Raw genomic sequence first — 16,158 nt, forward strand, 5'->3', positions numbered from 1 at the left:
AGGCACGAGCGCGGCACCCGGTGCCGCGCCACTGGATGGAAAGCCCCACACGGTGCACAGCGCAGGAATCGAACAGACCGACTCCCTGGAGGCCTCCGGGCGCGCGGCGGTGGCCGCCGCGCGCCGGGTCGTGGTCAAGGTGGGATCGTCCTCCCTGACCACACCCGACGGCCGGATCGACTCCTGCCGTATCCGCGACCTGGTCCGGGTGCTGGCCGACCGCCGCGCCGCGGGCCAGGAGGTCATCCTGGTCTCCTCCGGGGCGGTCGCGGCCGGGATGACCCCGCTCGGCATGGTCCGCAGGCCCCGTGACCTGGCCTCCCAGCAGGCCGCCGCCAGCGTGGGCCAGGGGCTGCTGCTGGCCGCGTACACGGCCGAGCTGGCCGGCCACGGCCTCACCGCGGCGCAGGTCCTGCTCACGGTCGAGGACATGATGCGGCGGGTGCAGCACCGCAACGCCCAGCGCACGCTGCGCCGCCTGCTGGACATCGGCGCCCTGCCCATCGTCAACGAGAACGACACCGTGGCCACGCACGAGCTGCGGTTCGGCGACAACGACCGCCTGGCGGCCCTGGTGGCGCACCTGATGCGCGCCGACGCGCTGGTGCTGCTCTCGGACGTGGACGCCCTGTACGACGGCAACCCCTCCGCTCCGGGGTCGTCGGTGGTCAGCCTCGTGCGCGGCCCGGCGGACCTGGACGGGATCGACATCGGCAGCGCGGGCGGGCGGGGCGTGGGCACCGGCGGGATGGTCACCAAGGTGGCGTCGGCGCGGATCGCCACGGAGGCGGGCGTGCACACCCTGCTCACCTCCGCCGCGAACGCCCGCACGGCCCTGGAGGGCGGGCCCGCGGGCACCCTGTTCGCCCCGGCGCACGGACGGCGCCCCTCGGCCCGCCAGCTGTGGCTGGCGCACGCCACGGCGGGCCGGGGCAGCCTGGTCCTGGACCCCGGCGCGGTCACGGCGGTGGTGCGGGAGAAGGCGTCCCTGCTCCCGGCCGGTGTGGTGAGGGTGACCGGCGACTTCAACGCGGGCGACCCGGTGGACCTGTGCGACGAGGACGGCGCCGTCGTCGCCCGCGGACTGGTCAACTACGACGCCGCCGAGGTGCCCGACCTGATGGGCAGGTCCACGCGGTGGCTGGCCCGCGAGATGGGCCCCTCCTACGAGCGCGAGCTGGTGCACCGGGACGACCTGGTCGTGCTCTAGACCACACACCCGGACCGCCGCGACACCTCTGTGGCAATGTCGGGGACACCCCCGAGGAGAGTGAAGACACCCATGCCTAGCCTGGTGGCGAGAATGCTCGCGGTGGCGTTCCGGGTGGCGCGCAAGCGCCCCATGGAGACCGTCGAGGGCGCGCGCGAGCGCATCGACGAGGCCAAGGACGACCCCGAGCCGCCGCACTGGGTCGCCAAGCGCCACGAGACCACCCGGCGGGAGGTCGGGGGCTTCGCGAGCTACACGGTCCTCGCCCGGGACCGGGAGGAGGACCCCGACAAGGCCGTCCTGTACGTGCACGGGGGCTCCTACATCAGCGAGATCTCCCCCTGGCACTGGGTGCTGATCTCGCGCATGGCGGACGTGGGCTGCCGGGTGGAGGTGCCCATCTACGGGCTGGCGCCCCAGCACACCTACCGTGAGGCGTTCGGCTTCCTCCACACCGTGTACCGCGACCTGCTGGAGCACGTCGCGCCGGAGCGCACGGTGTTCGCCGGGGACTCGGCCGGGGCCGGGCTGGCGCTCGCCCTCGCGCAGACGCTGCCCGGGGAGGGCCTGCCCCAGCCCGCGCGGCTCATCCTGGTCTCCCCGTGGACGGACCTGACCATGTCCAACCCCGACATCGCCGAGGTGGAGGGCAGGGACCCCTGGCTCAGCCCGGTCGGCCTCAAGGAGGCCGCCAAGGTGTGGGCGGACGGCGACGACCTGTCCCTGCCCCGGCTCAGCCCCGTCAACGGCGTGCTCTCCGGTCTGCCGCCCATGGACCTCTACATCGGTACCCGCGACGTGTTCCTGCCCGACACCCGGCGCCTGCGCGCGCTCGTCGCGCAGGCCGGGGGAGAGGTGGACCTGCACGAGGAGGAGGGGGCCTTCCACGTCTACCCGCTGGTCCCGGTTCCCGAGGGCAGCCGGGCGCGGGCGCGGATCATCGGCACCGTCCAGGACCTGTGAGACCTCCCGGGTGGGGCGGACGCCCTAGGATGCGGGCGTGAGCGAACGAACGACGCGCCGAAGCGAGGACCACCCCCACCGGGGCGAGGTCCGCGAGATCCCCACCGCCACCAGCGCCACCAGGCTCGTCTACGCGCCCGAGCGCGACGGACTCGCCGACGCGGGCGAGATCGTGTGGACGTGGGTCCCCTACGAGGAGGACCCGGGGCGGGGCAAGGACCGCCCGCTGCTGGTGGTCGGCCGCCGGGGCGGGCGGCTGCACGGGCTGATGCTGTCCTCCCAGCGCCCCGACGCGTGGGAGCGCCAGGACTGGCTGCCCGTCGGCTCGGGCCCCTGGGACCGGGAACAGCGCGACTCCTACGTGCGGGTGGACCGGCTCTTCGAGTTCGACGAGGACGACATCCGCCGGGAGGCGGCCGTCATGGACGAGGAGCTGTTCTGGATGGTCGCCGACGTCCTGCGCGCCCGCTACGGGTGGAGCTGAGCGGCGGAGGGCGGTCGCCCGTCCGGGGGTCCCGGGGACGGCCGGGTCCCCACCGGAAGGGCGGTCGGGCCCCGGGGCGCAGGACCGCCGCCGGGGCCCTGCGCCCCCCGTCACCTCAGGAGAGGGCCAACAGGCGTACGGGGCCGCCGGAACCGCCCCGGATGTTGGCGACGCCGACGATCGCCATAGCGCCGCTCTCGGGGGCCGTCTCCAGGTGGGCGACCATCTCGACGGCGTACTTGTTCTCCCCGAGGAGGAACACGTGCGCCTCGGGGTTGGAGGCGGAGTCGGGCCCGTAGTCGAAGCTCGGGGTGTCCACGGCGATCCCGGCGATGTCCCGTGCGCTCAGCAGCCAGTCGATCGCCTCGATGTCGAACCCGGGGAAGTGGGCGACGCCGTCGCTGTCGCGGTTGAGCATCGCCTCCTCGCTCTGGAGTACCCGCGCGCTCCATCCGGAGTCCATGGCGACCAGGGCGCCCCGGGGGATGCGACCGTGGCGCCGTTCCCAGCGGCGCAGGTCCGCCACGGTGACCTGGGCGTCGTAGTGCCTCGCGGCGCGGTCGGCGATGCGGACGACGACGAGCGGACAGACCAGGTCGCGCGGGTCCACCTCGTGGGTGTGCAGTGCGTCAGCGCTGTCGTTGAAGTGCCACGGCGCGTCGAAGTGGGTACCGGTGTGCTCGTCGATCTCCAGCTTGAGCGCGTTGAAGCCGTCCTCCTCGATCGAGGCGAACTGGAAGATGTTCGGGTCGAGGATGTAGGGCCGGTAGATCGGGAAGTCGTTGTGGAGGACGTGGGTGAGGTCGGTGACCGTCAGCCGCGACGGGCTGATCCCGGCGATGGTCTGGGCGTGGGCGGACTCCACCGGCCCTCCGAGGGCGCCGATCCCGGTGAGCACGGCGCCGACGGCCGCCGAACCGGTCAGCATGCGCCTGCGGCCCAGGCCCGCGCCGGCCGGGCGCGCGGGCGGCGCAGGCCGCTCCGCCGTGATCGTGCCCCCCGGCGTTTCCGGGGCGTGCCCCGATGCGGTCATGAACGTCTTCCGGGCCTTGTGGATCACGTGGGGTCCGCACATCGCAGTGTTCCTCTTCCAGGTCTGCTGTCCGTTCGATCTGGAATGAGTATACGATCTCTTATGTAAAAGTGAAGCCTGTGCCCCATGCGATGTCTTGTGCTTAGGACGGATGCGGACCGGCGGTCTCGCCGCGGAAGGTGACCGGGCGAACACGCGGACGGACCGGCGCGGAGGCTCGCGCCCGTTCCGGGAGGTGTCGTTCTCCGGCGGGGAAGCCGGAAGGGCCGGAGCGGTTGGGGCGTGTCCGGAGTCGGTACGGCGCTTTCCGCCGTTCCCCTGGGCCCGTTGTGTGTTAACCGAGTACACCCCGCCCTCCGGGCCGCCGCGCCCGCCTGGGGAGCGGAGGGTATTGCTCCTCGACGTGACAGCCCGCGTCCCGCGGTATTCCGCGGAAGCCGCGCTCGCGCCGCGCCGGTGAATTCCCGCCCGGCCCTGTGCGGGGCCGGGTGGCGGGAACGGGTTACGCGGAGCAGCGGCCCCGGGACGCGGTGCGGACCACCATCGTCGGCGCCGAGCCGTCCGAGGACTGGTCCAGCAGCCGCCGGGAGAGGGTCACCTCGAAGGTCTCGGGGGCCTCCTCGATGATCTCCGCCAGGGCCAGGCAGCCGGACACCACGTGGTGCCGGATCCACTCGACGGTGTACAGGTCCGGCTCCGTCCCGGGGCGGAGCCGGACCCGCAGGCGCAGCCGCTCGTTCTCGGTGTGCGGACGGATCATGACCACCTGGGCGGCTTCCACCGAGTCGAGTTGGAGGGCGAGCGACGCCAGGTCGGCGGGGGACACCAGACTGCTGAGCGGACCGTAGGGCGCGTCTATGCGGCTGTTGGTCCGCAGGGGCCGACCGGGCAGCTCGCAGGTGCACGACGTCCACTCGGCCCCGGTGCCGGTGTCGTAGCGCAACAGGGGGACGACCGCCTTCCTGTGCGTGACGGTCACGAGCATGCGTCCGTTGACGACCTCGGTGTACTGGTAGGGGAGCGGGTGGAAGGTGTCGATCGCGCAGTCGGGTCCGCTGTGCCCGATGATCCAGGTCTCCGCGGAGCCGAACAGCGCCCATGTGCGCAGGTGGGGGAAGTGCGTGCGGATCAGCGAGCGCGTCCCCGCGTCCATCGCCGGTCCGCTCCAGAGCACCTTGCGCAGGAAGTCCAGGCGCCGTCCGGACGCGGCGCAGAAGCGCAGGACGCGCTGGACGGTGTCCAGGGTGGCGGCGAGGGCGCTCACCCCGTGCCGCTCGAAGAGGTCGAGGCACGGCTCGATCATCTGGTCCGTCGGGGCGTCGAGCGACAGGGTGGGGACGCCGGCCCGTGCGGCGAGCGCGTTGTGCAGGTCGTGCGACGCGCGCATGTGGAACGGAGTGCTCAGGCTCGCGACCAGGTCGCCCGGCGCGAAGGGCTGAAGGTGCGGGGCGATCTCGTCCACGTGGAGGTCGGAGGGGAGCGCGCCCAGCCGGCTCGTGGACGTTGTTCCTCCCATGAGGTGGAGCGAGGCCCGGGAGAGTTCGGCCGGGGACTCCCGCATCATCGTGTCGACGGCCTCGCCGAGCTCCTCACGGGTGAGGGGAGGCAGGTCCACCAGGCGGGGCCTGCGCCCCAGCACGAGGTGACGGCCGTACTTGCGCCGCATGGACGGGATCCTCGCCAGGCGCTGTAACGCGTGGGCCAGGGAGAGCGGCCCCTCCACTTTTCCTCCGATATTCATCGTCATTCTCGTGCTCGCATCTCTGGGTGTCAGGGATTTCGTTCATCCCGCCGGGGCGGCTGCGGTGACGTTAATGAATGTAGAATTCCCGTTAATTCTTCTCGGGGAAATGCCTTCGTTGTCGGCATGGCGGGTTCGAGGCCGTTGGACAGTAAAGCAGATTCCCTCACCGAGGAACATGGTGAAGATTTCCCCTGCTGGTAAGCGTGCGATCACCGCAGGTCATGTGCACTTGTTGGGAGACACCTCGGAGCGTGTCCCCCCGGTGGCCGGATGCGGTCGAGTGACCTTGCTCACCGATCCTGGCCGCTGTGCGGGGTGGAGGTGGCGGCCGCGGGAGGCGCCGGGGCACGACCCGGCGTGCGCGGGGGCTCGGTGTGACCGTGTCGGTTCGGCGGCCCCGCCGGCGGGGCCGGTCCGCGTCGGAGCCCCGGCGGTGCCGAACGCCGTCGGCACCGCCGGGCGCCGTGTGGAGGAGGCTCTCAGACGCGGCTCGGCGCGGCCTGTCCGACGGCCCCGGGCGCATGTCGCCGACCGTCCGCCGCCCCCAGGTGCACGGCCAGTTCCACCCTCAGGCGGGCGTGGTCCCGCGCGTGCCCGTGGGCGGCGACGTAGCCGTCCGGTCGGACCAGGTGGTAGCCCGGTGCCGAGCACAGCCGGTGCTCCGAGGCCTGGTCGGCGCTCAGCGCCACCGTCCGCACCTGGGGCCGGTCGGCGACGAGCGCGGAGAACGGCTCCCCGTCGCGGGTGTGTCCGCGGCCGGGTGTGACGGCGAGCGTCCACCCGTGGACCCCCTGCCCGCTCCCGGCCTCCCCGTGCCCGGCGACGCCCAGGTCCACGGCGAGGGAGCGGGGGAGGGCGTGGCCGGTGCGGACGGCGCCCGCCAGCCGTCCGGTCACCCGGCACAGGGAGGGCCAGGTGGGCTCCTGGGTGAGGCGAGCGGGTGTGTAGCGGAACCGGTAACCCGCCATGACGGGCAGGTATCCGCGTTCCATGACCGGTTCCAGTATGCGGAAGGCCGCGTCCCGGCCCGCCGTCTGCACGGGGTGCTGGAGCATCCACCCGCGTGTTTGGATGTCGGTGTCGCGCACGACCTGCCGCGCCACGTCCTTGCGTTCGGGGCCGTAGGTGGAGAGCAGTTCCGGTCCGGCCTCGCCCCGTGTCACCGCGGCCAGCTTCCAGGCCAGGTTCTGCGCGTCCTGCATCCCGGTGTTGAGGCCCTGGCCCCCGGCCGGGCTGTGCACGTGCGCCGCGTCCCCGGCGAGGAAGACGCGGCCCCGCTGGAAGTCGTCGGCGTGCCGCCGGTGCACGCGGAACACGGACTCCCACACCGGGTCGACCAGCCGGACCCCTCCCGGGCCCTGCTCGTCCGTGATCCGCTGGAGCAGGTCCACCCCCGCCTTCTCCCCGGGCGGGAGGCTGGCGAAGAACCGGAAGACGCCGTCGGGCAGGGCGACGATCACCAGGGCGCCCCGGGGCGACTGGTAGTAGAGCGCCTCGTCGACGGGCAGCTCCCCCTCGATGTGGCAGTCCACGAGGGCGAACGCCGACTCGTAGGTGCTGCCGACGAAGCCGGTGCCGATCTGGGCGCGCACCGCGCTGCCCGCGCCGTCCGCGCCGATGAGGAAGGGCGCGTGGTAGCGCTCGACGGTCCCGTCGGAGTGTTCGAGGATCGCGGTCACCCCCTCGGTCGCGGTGATGTCGCCGGAGAAGTCCAGCCCGTCGAGGGCGAGCAGCCGCACCCCCCGTTCGATGCGCCCGCCGAGCGCGTGCAGCCGCTCGGTGAGCACGCGCTCGGTCTCGTTCTGGGGCAGGCACACCGGAGCCAGGTGCTCGGGGAACGTGAACGTGGCCAGCGGGTCGCCGGAGGAGTAGTAGCGGAACCTGCGGATGTCGATACCCGCCCGCCGGGTGGATTCCAGGGCGCCCAGGTCGTCCAGCAGGTCGAGGGTGCGCGGCCAGAGCAGCAGGGCCTTGGGGAAGGGGGAGGCGGACTCGGCGCGGTCGATGAGCCGTACGCGTACTCCTCGTCTCAGGAGCTCGCACGCGGCGGTCAGGCCCACGGGCCCGGCACCGACCACGAGGACGTCGGAGGGGGCGCCGTGTGCGCGGGTGGGAGCGGTGTCGTCGCTGGTCAACTGCATTTCGGGGAGCTCCGATCGAACAGGTTGCGGCGGGTGTCCCGGGTCCGCCCGCCGCGTGCGTGGCCAGTCCTATAAGATTGACGATGGACATAAGACACCTTATGCTCATCCACGAATGGATGGCTATAAGGAAGCGAATTAAGGGGTAGGGGAATGGCGATAGAAGCAACGGATCGGCAGGGCGCACGGAGTGCTCCCGCCCCGTTGACCAGGGGACAGGCGGTGGCCACACTCGTCGCCGTCGCCCTGTCCAGCGTGATGCTGCCGCTCGCCGTCACCGCTCCGGCCGTGGCGCTCACCCAGCTCGCGGCCGACCTGAACGCCAGCGTCGGCGAGGCCCAGTGGGTCCAGAACGCCTACAACGTCACTTTCGCGGCGTTCATGCTCGCCGCCGGCGGACTCGCCGACCGCTTCGGCAGGCGCCGGGTCCTCGTCATCGGCCTCGTCGTCTTCACCGCGATGGCCACGGTGATCGGCCTCTCCTCCAACATCCTCGTCATCGACGTCGCCCGCGCGGTCCAGGGCATCGGCGCCGCGGGCATCATGACCAGCGGATCGGCGATCCTCGCCGACTCCTTCCGGGGAGCGGCCCGGGCCCGGGCCTTCGGCCTCCTGGGAACCTCCTTCGGCTTCGGGCTGGCCATGGGGCCCTTCGTCGCCGGGCTGATGGTCAACTTCCTGGACTGGCGCATGGTGTTCCTGATGAACCTCGCGTTCGCCGCCGTCGTCCTGCTCCTGGTCCGCTCGATCCGGGAGTCGAGCGACCCCGGTTCCACCTCGGTGGACTGGGGCGGCGTCATGACCTTCAGCACCAGCCTGTTCCTGCTCTCCCTCGCCTTCGTCCAGGGCGCCGAGGCGGGTTGGCTCAGCCTGAGCGCGATCGGGTCGGCGGTCGGGTTCCTCGTCTTCCTCGCGGCCTTCGTCGTGGTGGAGTCACGGGTCCGGCGCCCGATGTTCGACCTCTCGCTGTTCAAGCGGCCCACGTTCGTCGTGGTCGTCTGCCAGCCCTTCACCATCACCTTCGGCTTCGTGGTCCTGCTCGTCTACCTGCCGCCCTTCTTCCAGGGCGTCGGCGGGTTCGGCGCCGCCGAGGCCGGGGCCCTGCTCCTGCCCCTGACCCTGCCGGTGCTCGCCCTGCCGATGCTGGCCGGGCAGCTCGCCGCCAGGCTCCCCCTGCGGGTCATGCTCGCCACCAGCTCCCTGCTCATCGCCGGCGGATCCCTGTGGTTGACGACCCTCCAGCCGGGCCAGCACTGGACGGCGCTCGCCGCTCCCCTGGCCCTGTTCGGCACGGGGGTGGGAAGCGCCTTCGGCGTCATGGACAACGCGGCGCTCAGCTCCGTGGAGGTCGAGCGGGCCGGGATGGCCTCGGGCATCTTCAACACCATGCGCATCACCGGCGAGAGCGTGGCGATCGCCGGAGCCGGGTCCGTGCTGGCGACCCTGTCCCTGAACACGCTCGACCTCCCCTTCGCCGACCCCGAACAGGAGCGGACCCTGGCGGGTGAGGCCACCCAGGGCCGACTGGAAACGGCGCTGGGCCAGTTCGCCGAGGCGGACCGCTCGACCGCGCTGGACGCCGTCTCGGCCAGCCTCACCTCCGCGATGCACACCACGTTCCTGGGCCTGGCGCTCCTCGCCCTGGCCGGCGCGGTGGTCACGTTCCTCGTCGTCAGGGAACGCGAGCTCCGCTAGGCGGGGTCCTCGCGGGCCCTCCGCCCGGGCTCCCGTCCACCGTCCACCACCGACCGCCCCTCCCGGACCCCGGCCCCCGGCCTCCGGCCCGCCGTACCGACGCACCGCGGGAGACGCTCTCCGTCCGCGGCCCCCACATCAGGACCACAAGCCCGAGGAATGTGAGACATACCATGCAGATGCCCGTGCACCACCTCCTCAACGGCGCCACCGACACCGTGACCGCAGGCCCGGAGGGTCCGGCCCTGGACTACGAGCGGACCGTCGACCGCACCGTCGTCCACCGGGAGTCGTTGGCGGAGGTCTTCGTCACCGACACCCAGCCCCTCGGCGGTGACGCCCACGCGGCCGCCGCCCAGCTCCCCCGTTCGCACGCCTACTACGGCGACCACCTGCTCCGCCCCCGCCGCCACGACCCCGTGCTGCTGCTCGAAGCATGCCGACAGGTGGGGCTGGCCATCGCGCACACCCACTACGGCGTCCCCTTCGACCACAAGTTCGTGCTCACCACCTTGGGCATCACCATCACGCGCCCCGAGCTGATGACGGTGGGGACGGCTCCGTGCGCCCTCCGCATGCTCTGCTCCGTCGGGGACAAGAGGGTCAAGGAAGGACGCGTCGTCGGCTACGACGCCAGGTTCCGACTCTTCGTCGGCGGCACGGAGGTCGGCAACGCCGTCGTCGGCCTGCGGTTCAAATCCCCGGCGAGCTACGAGGCGCTGCGCCTGCGCAACCGCTCCGGCGAGCCGGTCCCCTCGACGGAGACCTTCGACTTCACCGTCAGCGGGGAGGTCCCCGCCCCCTACCTCGTCGGCCGGTCGAACGGCGACAACGTGGTCCTGACCGGGCTCGCGGGGGCCGGGGACACCGTGTCGGCCTCCCTGCGCGTGCTGCCCCAGCACCCGAGCCTGTTCGACCACGCCCAGGACCACCTGCCGGGCATGGTCCTGATCGAGGCCGGGCGCCAACTGGCCCTGAACACGCTCCTGGAGGTCCGGGGCACCTCGCCGGCCAAGGCCTACCCCACCGAGATCACCGCCACCTTCACCAGCTTCGGCGAACTGGAGCCCCGGACCGAGTTGCGGGCCGTCACCGCTCCGGCGGGGGCGGAGGGGCCCGAGGAGGAGGGCGTCTACTACACGCAGGGCGGAATCGTGGAGTTCCTCGCGCCCACCGGCGGCCCGGAACCCGCCCCGACCTCCGTCGAGGTGGACGTGCTCCAGAGGGGCGCGTCGATCTGCCGGATCGAGGTCGCTCTGGTCCGCCTCCCCGCGTGAAGCGGACCGTGCCGACCCCTACGACAGGAGAAGCCATGACCCCTGCGAACGAAGCGCACACCCCGGGGACCCGGGGGCGCGGCATCGCGTTCTTCGACGTGGACGAGACGCTCATCGGACCGAAGAGCATGTTCTCGTTCCTGGAGTTCCACCTCGGGAACGGCTCCAGGCCGCCCGGCTCCTACGAACGGGCCGTGGCCCACCTCAAGGCGGCGGCGGCCCGGGGCGTGCCCCGCCAGGACGTCAACCGCCTCTACTACCGCATCATGGCGGGCGAGTCCGTCGAGGAGCTGCGCGCCGAGGGCCGCGCGTGGTTCTCCGAGGCCGCGCGCGTGCCGGGCTTCTGGCACACGCCGGTGCTGGAGCGCCTGCGCCGCCACCGGACCGAGGGCGACCTGGTCGTCCTGCTCTCGGGCTCCTTCTTCGCCTGCCTGGACCCGATCGCGGAGGAGGCCGGAGCCCACTGGGCACTGGGCACACGGCCGGTCGTCCGCGGCGGGCACCTGACCGGTGAGGTCCTCGTCCCGATGATCGGCGCGACGAAGGAGACCGCCGCCAGGGCCGCCGCGGCGGTGAGAGGCGTACCCCTGTCCTCGTGCACCGCCTACGGAGACCACTCCAGCGACCTCGCCCTGCTGTCGGCCGTGGGAGTCCCGGTCGCCGTCGGCGAGGACGCGACGCTCACCGCGCACGCCGAGGCCAACGGATGGGAACGCGTCCGCTCCGGCCGCCCGGGCCCCGGCGCGGCGGAGGGAGCCCTACCCCTCCCGTCGGTGAACGCGTGACGCCGGGTCGGGAGCGCCTCCGCGCGGTGCGGCGGCGCTCCCGGGCCCTCCCCTCCCCTCAGCCCAGCAAGAAGGAGACAGCACGATGACCATCGCCATCCTCGGCACGGGCTCGTACCTGCCGGACGAAGTGGTCGGCAACGAGCCGATCGCCCGCACCGCCGGTGTCACCGACGAGTGGATCCGCCGCAAGACGGGGATCCGCGAGCGCCGCCGCGCCGCCCCCGACCAGGCCACCTCCGACCTCGCCGCGGCGGCCGGCCGCCGGGCCCTGGCACAGGCGGGCGTGTCCGCGGACCGCCTGGCCTACGTCATCGTCGCCACGTCCACCCCGGACCACCCCCAGCCCGCGACGGCCAGCATCACCCAGCACCTGCTCGGCGCGCGGTCCGCGGCGGCGTTCGACGTCAACGCCGTGTGCAGCGGGTTCGTCTACGCCCTCTCCGTGGCCGAGCACCTGCTGCGGCCGCACGGGGAGGCCTACGCGCTGGTCATCGGCGCGGACATCTACTCCCGCATCCTCGACTACGGCGACCGCAGGACGGCGATCCTGTTCGGTGACGGCGCGGGCGCGGTCCTGCTGGGGCCCGCACACGACCGCGGCGGCGTCATGGGGACGCAGCTGCTCACCGACGGGGACCACCACCACCTGATCAGGGTTCCGGCCGGGGGCTCGCGCCTGCCCGCCTCCGCGGAGACCCTGGGACAGGGCGGGCACTTCTTCACGATGGAGGGCCGCGGCGTGCGCGAGTACGTCACCCGGCGGCTGCCCGAGGCGGTCCACCGGATGCTCGACGGCCTGGGCGTGGACCGGGAGGAGATCCGCCACTTCGTGCCCCACCAGGCCAACGGCGCCATGCTCGAGGACGTCTGGCCGTCGCTGGGCCTGGACAACGCCCACCTCCACCTGACCGTGCAGACCCATGGCAACACGGGTTCGGGATCGGTGCCCGTCGCCTTGGACACGGTGCACCGCGCCGGGCTGCTCGAACGGGACGACCTCGTCCTGCTCGCGGGGTTCGGCGGCGGCATGAGCGTCGGGCTGGCCCTCGTGCGGTGGAGTCCCGTGGCCGCGAGGGCGGCCTCCGTGGTCCGTTCGGTCCGGTCCACGGGGACGACTCCGGTCCACGTTCCCGCGTGACCCCTCCCGGGCCGGGAGGCGGGGCGTGTCCGGTCCCCGAGGCCGTGCACGCTCCATCCCGGGACGTGCGTGAACGGTCGGTGTCCCGACCGTGGGGGCGCGGCCTCTTCCGGACGCCTTGCCCGGGACGCCTGTCCGGATGCCTTTCAGAACGCCTCGGTGAGCGCCCCTGCGAGCGCCTCTCCGGGAAGACGCGGGAGGCGGGCGCCCACGGAGTGGCGGGGCGGGGCCCCGTCCGGCTCCCCGCGCGGTGACGCCGGGGCGCCCGCCCGGACCGGGGTCACTCCTCGCCCAGGTCCGCCAGTTCGGTGCGGGTCTCCGCGGAGACCTCCGCGCACCGGCTGAGGAAGCGGACGAATTCACCCTCCTCCTCGCTGCTGAACGCCTCGCTCAGCCGCATCTCCACCCGGATCGCGGCCTCGTCCGCCTTGGCGAGCAGGTCCTGTCCGCTGGGGGAGAGCCTCGTCTCCAGGATGTGGGAGTGCAGCGGGTGGGGCTTGCGCTCGATCAGTTCGCGCCTGCTCAGGGTCGCGAGGACCGAGGACATCGTCTGGGGGGTCACCAGGCACCTGCGGGCCAGGATCGCACCTGAGGCCCCGGGCTCCTCCGAGAGCACGAGCAGGACCGTGTACTGGGGGACCGAGAGGTTGAACTGCCTCAGAACAGCGTGCTTCGCGGAGATCAGCTCCTGCTCGGCGCGCTTCAGGTGATGACCGATCCGCTGGTCCATGGGAAGCTGGGTCATCTGGGAATCGTATCTCAGAGCGCCTGTCCCTCCGTGCTCGTCGGCCGGTCGTCAGGCCGGCGCCGGGAGCCGTCCGCTCCACCCCGGCTCGGGGGAGGGTCAGTACCGCGCGCCCGCGGTGGCGTCGGCGATGGTGTCGAGTTCGGCGAGGTCCTCCGGGGAGAGGACCAGGTCCGCGCCGCCCACGTTCTCCTCCAGGCGTTCGCGCCTCTTGGTTCCCGGGATGGGGACGACGGGCAGGCCCCAGCGCTCGGCCTGGGCGTGGACCCACGCCAGGGCGACCTGGCCCGGGGTCGCGCCGTGTGCCTCGGCCACCCGCCGCACGATGGCGAGCAGATCCTGGTTGCGCACGGCGTTCTCACCGGAGAAGCGCGGCTTGCCGCGGCGGAAGTCGTCGGCGGACAGCTCCTCCACCGGAGGGAGGGCCCCGGTGAGGAAGCCGCGTCCCAGCGGGGAGTAGGGGACGAAGCCCACGCCGAGCCGCGCGCACTCGCCCACCACGGACTCCTCCACGTCGCGGCTCCACAGCGACCACTCCGTCTGCACGGCGGCGATCGGGTGCACGGAGTGGGCGGCGCGCAGTTCGTCGGCGCTCACCTCGGACAGCCCCAGGTGGCGCACCTTGCCCTGGGCGACCAGCTCGGCCATGGCCCCGACCGTCTCCTCGACGGGGACCGAGGCGTCGCGCCGGTGCATGTAGTAGAGGTCGATCGTCTCGACGCCCAGGCGGGAGAGGCTGGCGTCGCAGGCCGCGTGGACGTACTCCGCGTCCCCGCGGTGGCTGCGGGCGCCGGTCCCGCGGTCGCGGACGATCCCGAACTTGGTGGCGAGGACGACCTCCTCCCGCCGTTCCCGGACGACCTTGCCCACCAACTCCTCGTTGGCCCCGTGCCCGTACATGTCCGCGGTGTCGAGGAAGCCGACGCCCAGGTCCAGGGCGTGGTGCAGGGTCGAGAGGGAGTCGGCCTCGTCTCCCGGGCCGTAGAACTCGCTCATCCCCATGCAGCCCAGCCCCTGGGCGGACACGGTGGGGCCGTCGGTGGTCAGCGGAACAGTCCGCATGCGCACTCCTGTGCTCGGTGGTCGTGCTCGACGCGACTCAGGGAGGTGCTACCCGGTGGTGTGACCTGGGCGCCGCATACGGCGCGTGCGACCCGCCCTCCTGAACCTATGCCGAGAAGGTACCATAAGAACCCTGAGCCTGACTCGATATCGATTGGATTCGGAGGCGTCCCCCCTCGCGCACCAGGAACTCGGGGGCCGACCCGTCCGGGAGTTCCCGCAGCATGTGCCGGGAGACGATGACCTCGAAGGACTCCGGGGCCTCCTCCGTCACCTCGGACAGCCCCAGCGACTCGGACAGCACGTGCTGCCGGATCCACTCGCCGGTGTAGAGCTCGGACCTGGTCTCCGGGCGCAGCCGGACCCGCAGGTGGAGCCGTTCGTCCTCGGTGTGGGGATCGACCAGGACGACCTGGGCCGCCTCCACCGAGTCGAGCCGCAGGGCCAGCGGCACGAGGTCGAGGGGGGAGACCACGCGGCTGAGCGGCCCCATCGGGGCGTCTATGCGGCTGTGGGTGCGTACCGCGGGACCGGGCAGGCCGCAGGGGCAGGCCGTCCATTCGGCCGCGACTCCGGTCTCGTAGCGCAGCAGCGGGACGACCGCCTTCTCGTGCGTGACGGTCACCAGCATGCGCCCGTCGACGATCTCCGTGTACTGGTGGGGGAGCGGGTGGAGGGTGTCGTTGGCGCAGTCCGGACCGCTGTGCCCGATGATCCAGGTCTCCGCCGAGCCGAAGAGCGCCCATGTGCGCAGGTGGGGGAAGTGTGTCCGGATCAGCGCTCGGGTGGCGGCGTCCATGGCCGGGCCGCTCCACAGCACCTTGCGCAGGAACCCGAGGTCCCGGCCGGACGCGGCGCAGTAACGGAGCAGGCTCCGGAAGGTGTCGAGGGTGGTGCCCAGGGCGTTGACCCCGTGGCGCTCGAACAGGTCGAGGTAGGCGTCGATCATCTGGTCGGTCGGCGCGTCCATGGAGAGTGTGGGCACACCGGCCCTGGCGGCGAGTCCGTTGTGCAGCTCCTGGCAGGCCCGCATGTGGAACGGGGTGCCGAGGGTGGTGAACAGGTCGCCCTGTTCGAAGGGGCGCACGTGCGGCGCGATCTCGTCCAGGTACAGGTCCGCCGGGACCGCCCCCAGGCGCATGGTCGACCGGGTGCCCCCCATGACGTTCAGGGAGGCGCGGGTCAGGGCGGAAGGGTCGGTGCGCACCAGGGTGTCGATCGCCCGGCCCAGTTCGTCCCTGTCGAGCGTGGGGAGGTCGGACAGCTCCGGCGCGGAGACCCCGGAGGTGTAGCGGAGGTACTTCTCCCGCAGCACCGGAATCCTGGTCAGCCGGGCCAGTGCCCCTGCCGTGGACGGAGCCCCGCCGAGGGTCGTTCGTGGACCGAAATTCGTTGTCATTCTCGCACTCGCGTTCCTGGTGTACTCAAATGCGGCAGATCACGGTGGTTCGTACTGCTGCGGAGCCATGAATCCGAAGTGACCAGAAGTTCCCTGGACTTCGTTGTCCAGTCGTCGGCGGGGCGGGCCGCAGCTACCTTCGGAATGCGTCCATTCGAGAGAATGCGACGATATCCGAGGCGCCCTCCGGGGCCGTGTGACCGCGTCGACACCTTTCGTTATCGTCCGTCGTCGGGGGCGTTCCCGTGATAGGGGCCGTCGTCTCCCGCCTTGTATGACCTTCCTCACGTGTGGCCTGCGGGGCATCACGCCCGGTCACCGACTCGGGTTCGGGTACCAGTGTCCGTCCGGTGGGCGCCGAGGTGGCGGGCCGGATCGGACGGCCCGGCCGCGCGTGCCCGACTCCGCCCTGTGGACAACCCCCGTCCGGCGGGGCCGCGCTATACGCTGAAAGCGTTCACCCCGGCGCATGCCCCTGA

General features: G+C 72.2%; 13 protein-coding genes. 7 read left to right on the forward strand and 6 right to left on the reverse strand.

Going from position 1 to position 16,158, the window contains the following annotated elements:
* The first annotated feature begins 52 nt into the window (after positions 1-52).
* The 3 genes from proB (at position 53) to G011_RS0117375 (ending at position 2,657) form a co-directional block, all read left to right on the forward strand.
* Positions 53-1,210, forward strand: a complete 1,158-nt coding sequence (gene proB / locus G011_RS0117365) for a glutamate 5-kinase (protein WP_019609600.1) — start codon at positions 53-55, stop codon at positions 1,208-1,210.
* Positions 1,211-1,282: 72 nt separating this feature from the next.
* The gene (locus tag G011_RS0117370; RefSeq protein ID WP_026338395.1) at positions 1,283-2,173 is read left to right on the forward strand and encodes an alpha/beta hydrolase fold domain-containing protein; all 891 of its coding nucleotides are present in this window, start codon (positions 1,283-1,285) and stop codon (positions 2,171-2,173) included.
* Between the two features lie 37 nt (positions 2,174-2,210).
* On the forward strand, positions 2,211-2,657 hold the full coding sequence (locus tag G011_RS0117375; protein ID WP_019609602.1) for a type II toxin-antitoxin system PemK/MazF family toxin: 447 nt from the start codon (positions 2,211-2,213) through the stop codon (positions 2,655-2,657).
* Between the two features lie 115 nt (positions 2,658-2,772).
* On the opposite strand, the gene G011_RS0117380 is transcribed toward G011_RS0117375, so the two are convergent.
* The 3 genes from G011_RS0117380 to G011_RS0117390 form a co-directional block, all read right to left on the reverse strand.
* Entirely contained in the window at positions 2,773-3,732 is a 960-nt protein-coding gene (locus G011_RS0117380) for a cyclase family protein (protein ID WP_019609603.1), read from the reverse strand.
* Between the two features lie 460 nt (positions 3,733-4,192).
* On the reverse strand, positions 4,193-5,431 hold the full coding sequence (locus tag G011_RS0117385) for an AMP-dependent synthetase (protein WP_231391516.1): 1,239 nt from the start codon (positions 5,429-5,431) through the stop codon (positions 4,193-4,195).
* A 482-nt stretch (positions 5,432-5,913) separates the two neighbouring features.
* A complete protein-coding gene (locus G011_RS0117390) occupies positions 5,914-7,575 on the reverse strand; it encodes an FAD-dependent monooxygenase (RefSeq protein ID WP_019609605.1) in 1,662 nt (553 codons plus the stop codon).
* Positions 7,576-7,797: 222 nt separating this feature from the next.
* Between G011_RS0117390 and G011_RS0117395 the strand changes: the two genes are divergently transcribed.
* The 4 genes from G011_RS0117395 to G011_RS0117410 all read left to right on the forward strand — a co-directional run bounded on the left by G011_RS0117395 (position 7,798) and on the right by G011_RS0117410 (position 12,473).
* Complete coding sequence (locus G011_RS0117395) at positions 7,798-9,270, forward strand: MFS transporter (protein WP_019609606.1); 1,473 nt, start codon at positions 7,798-7,800, stop codon at positions 9,268-9,270.
* Positions 9,271-9,449: 179 nt separating this feature from the next.
* Positions 9,450-10,547: a ScbA/BarX family gamma-butyrolactone biosynthesis protein gene (locus tag G011_RS0117400; RefSeq protein ID WP_231391517.1), complete on the forward strand. Its 1,098-nt coding sequence runs from the start codon at positions 9,450-9,452 to the stop codon at positions 10,545-10,547.
* 35 nt (positions 10,548-10,582) lie between these two features.
* Positions 10,583-11,332: an HAD family phosphatase gene (locus G011_RS29950; RefSeq protein WP_019609608.1), complete on the forward strand. Its 750-nt coding sequence runs from the start codon at positions 10,583-10,585 to the stop codon at positions 11,330-11,332.
* A gap of 85 nt (positions 11,333-11,417) precedes the next feature.
* Positions 11,418-12,473, forward strand: coding sequence for a 3-oxoacyl-ACP synthase III family protein (locus G011_RS0117410; RefSeq protein WP_019609609.1), 1,056 nt, complete (start codon positions 11,418-11,420; stop codon positions 12,471-12,473).
* Between the two features lie 280 nt (positions 12,474-12,753).
* Here G011_RS0117410 and G011_RS32890 read toward each other — a convergent pair whose 3' ends face one another.
* The 3 genes from G011_RS32890 to G011_RS0117425 all read right to left on the reverse strand — a co-directional run bounded on the left by G011_RS32890 (position 12,754) and on the right by G011_RS0117425 (position 15,679).
* Positions 12,754-13,218, reverse strand: coding sequence for a MarR family winged helix-turn-helix transcriptional regulator (locus G011_RS32890; protein WP_013154379.1), 465 nt, complete (start codon positions 13,216-13,218; stop codon positions 12,754-12,756).
* A gap of 99 nt (positions 13,219-13,317) precedes the next feature.
* A complete protein-coding gene (locus G011_RS0117420; RefSeq protein ID WP_019609610.1) occupies positions 13,318-14,280 on the reverse strand; it encodes an aldo/keto reductase in 963 nt (320 codons plus the stop codon).
* Between the two features lie 106 nt (positions 14,281-14,386).
* On the reverse strand, positions 14,387-15,679 hold the full coding sequence (locus G011_RS0117425) for an AMP-dependent synthetase (protein ID WP_231391518.1): 1,293 nt from the start codon (positions 15,677-15,679) through the stop codon (positions 14,387-14,389).
* Positions 15,680-16,158: the final 479 nt, after the last annotated feature.

Source organism: Nocardiopsis sp. CNS-639, assembly GCF_000381685.1.
In the GTDB taxonomy this organism is placed as follows: domain Bacteria; phylum Actinomycetota; class Actinomycetes; order Streptosporangiales; family Streptosporangiaceae; genus Nocardiopsis; species Nocardiopsis dassonvillei.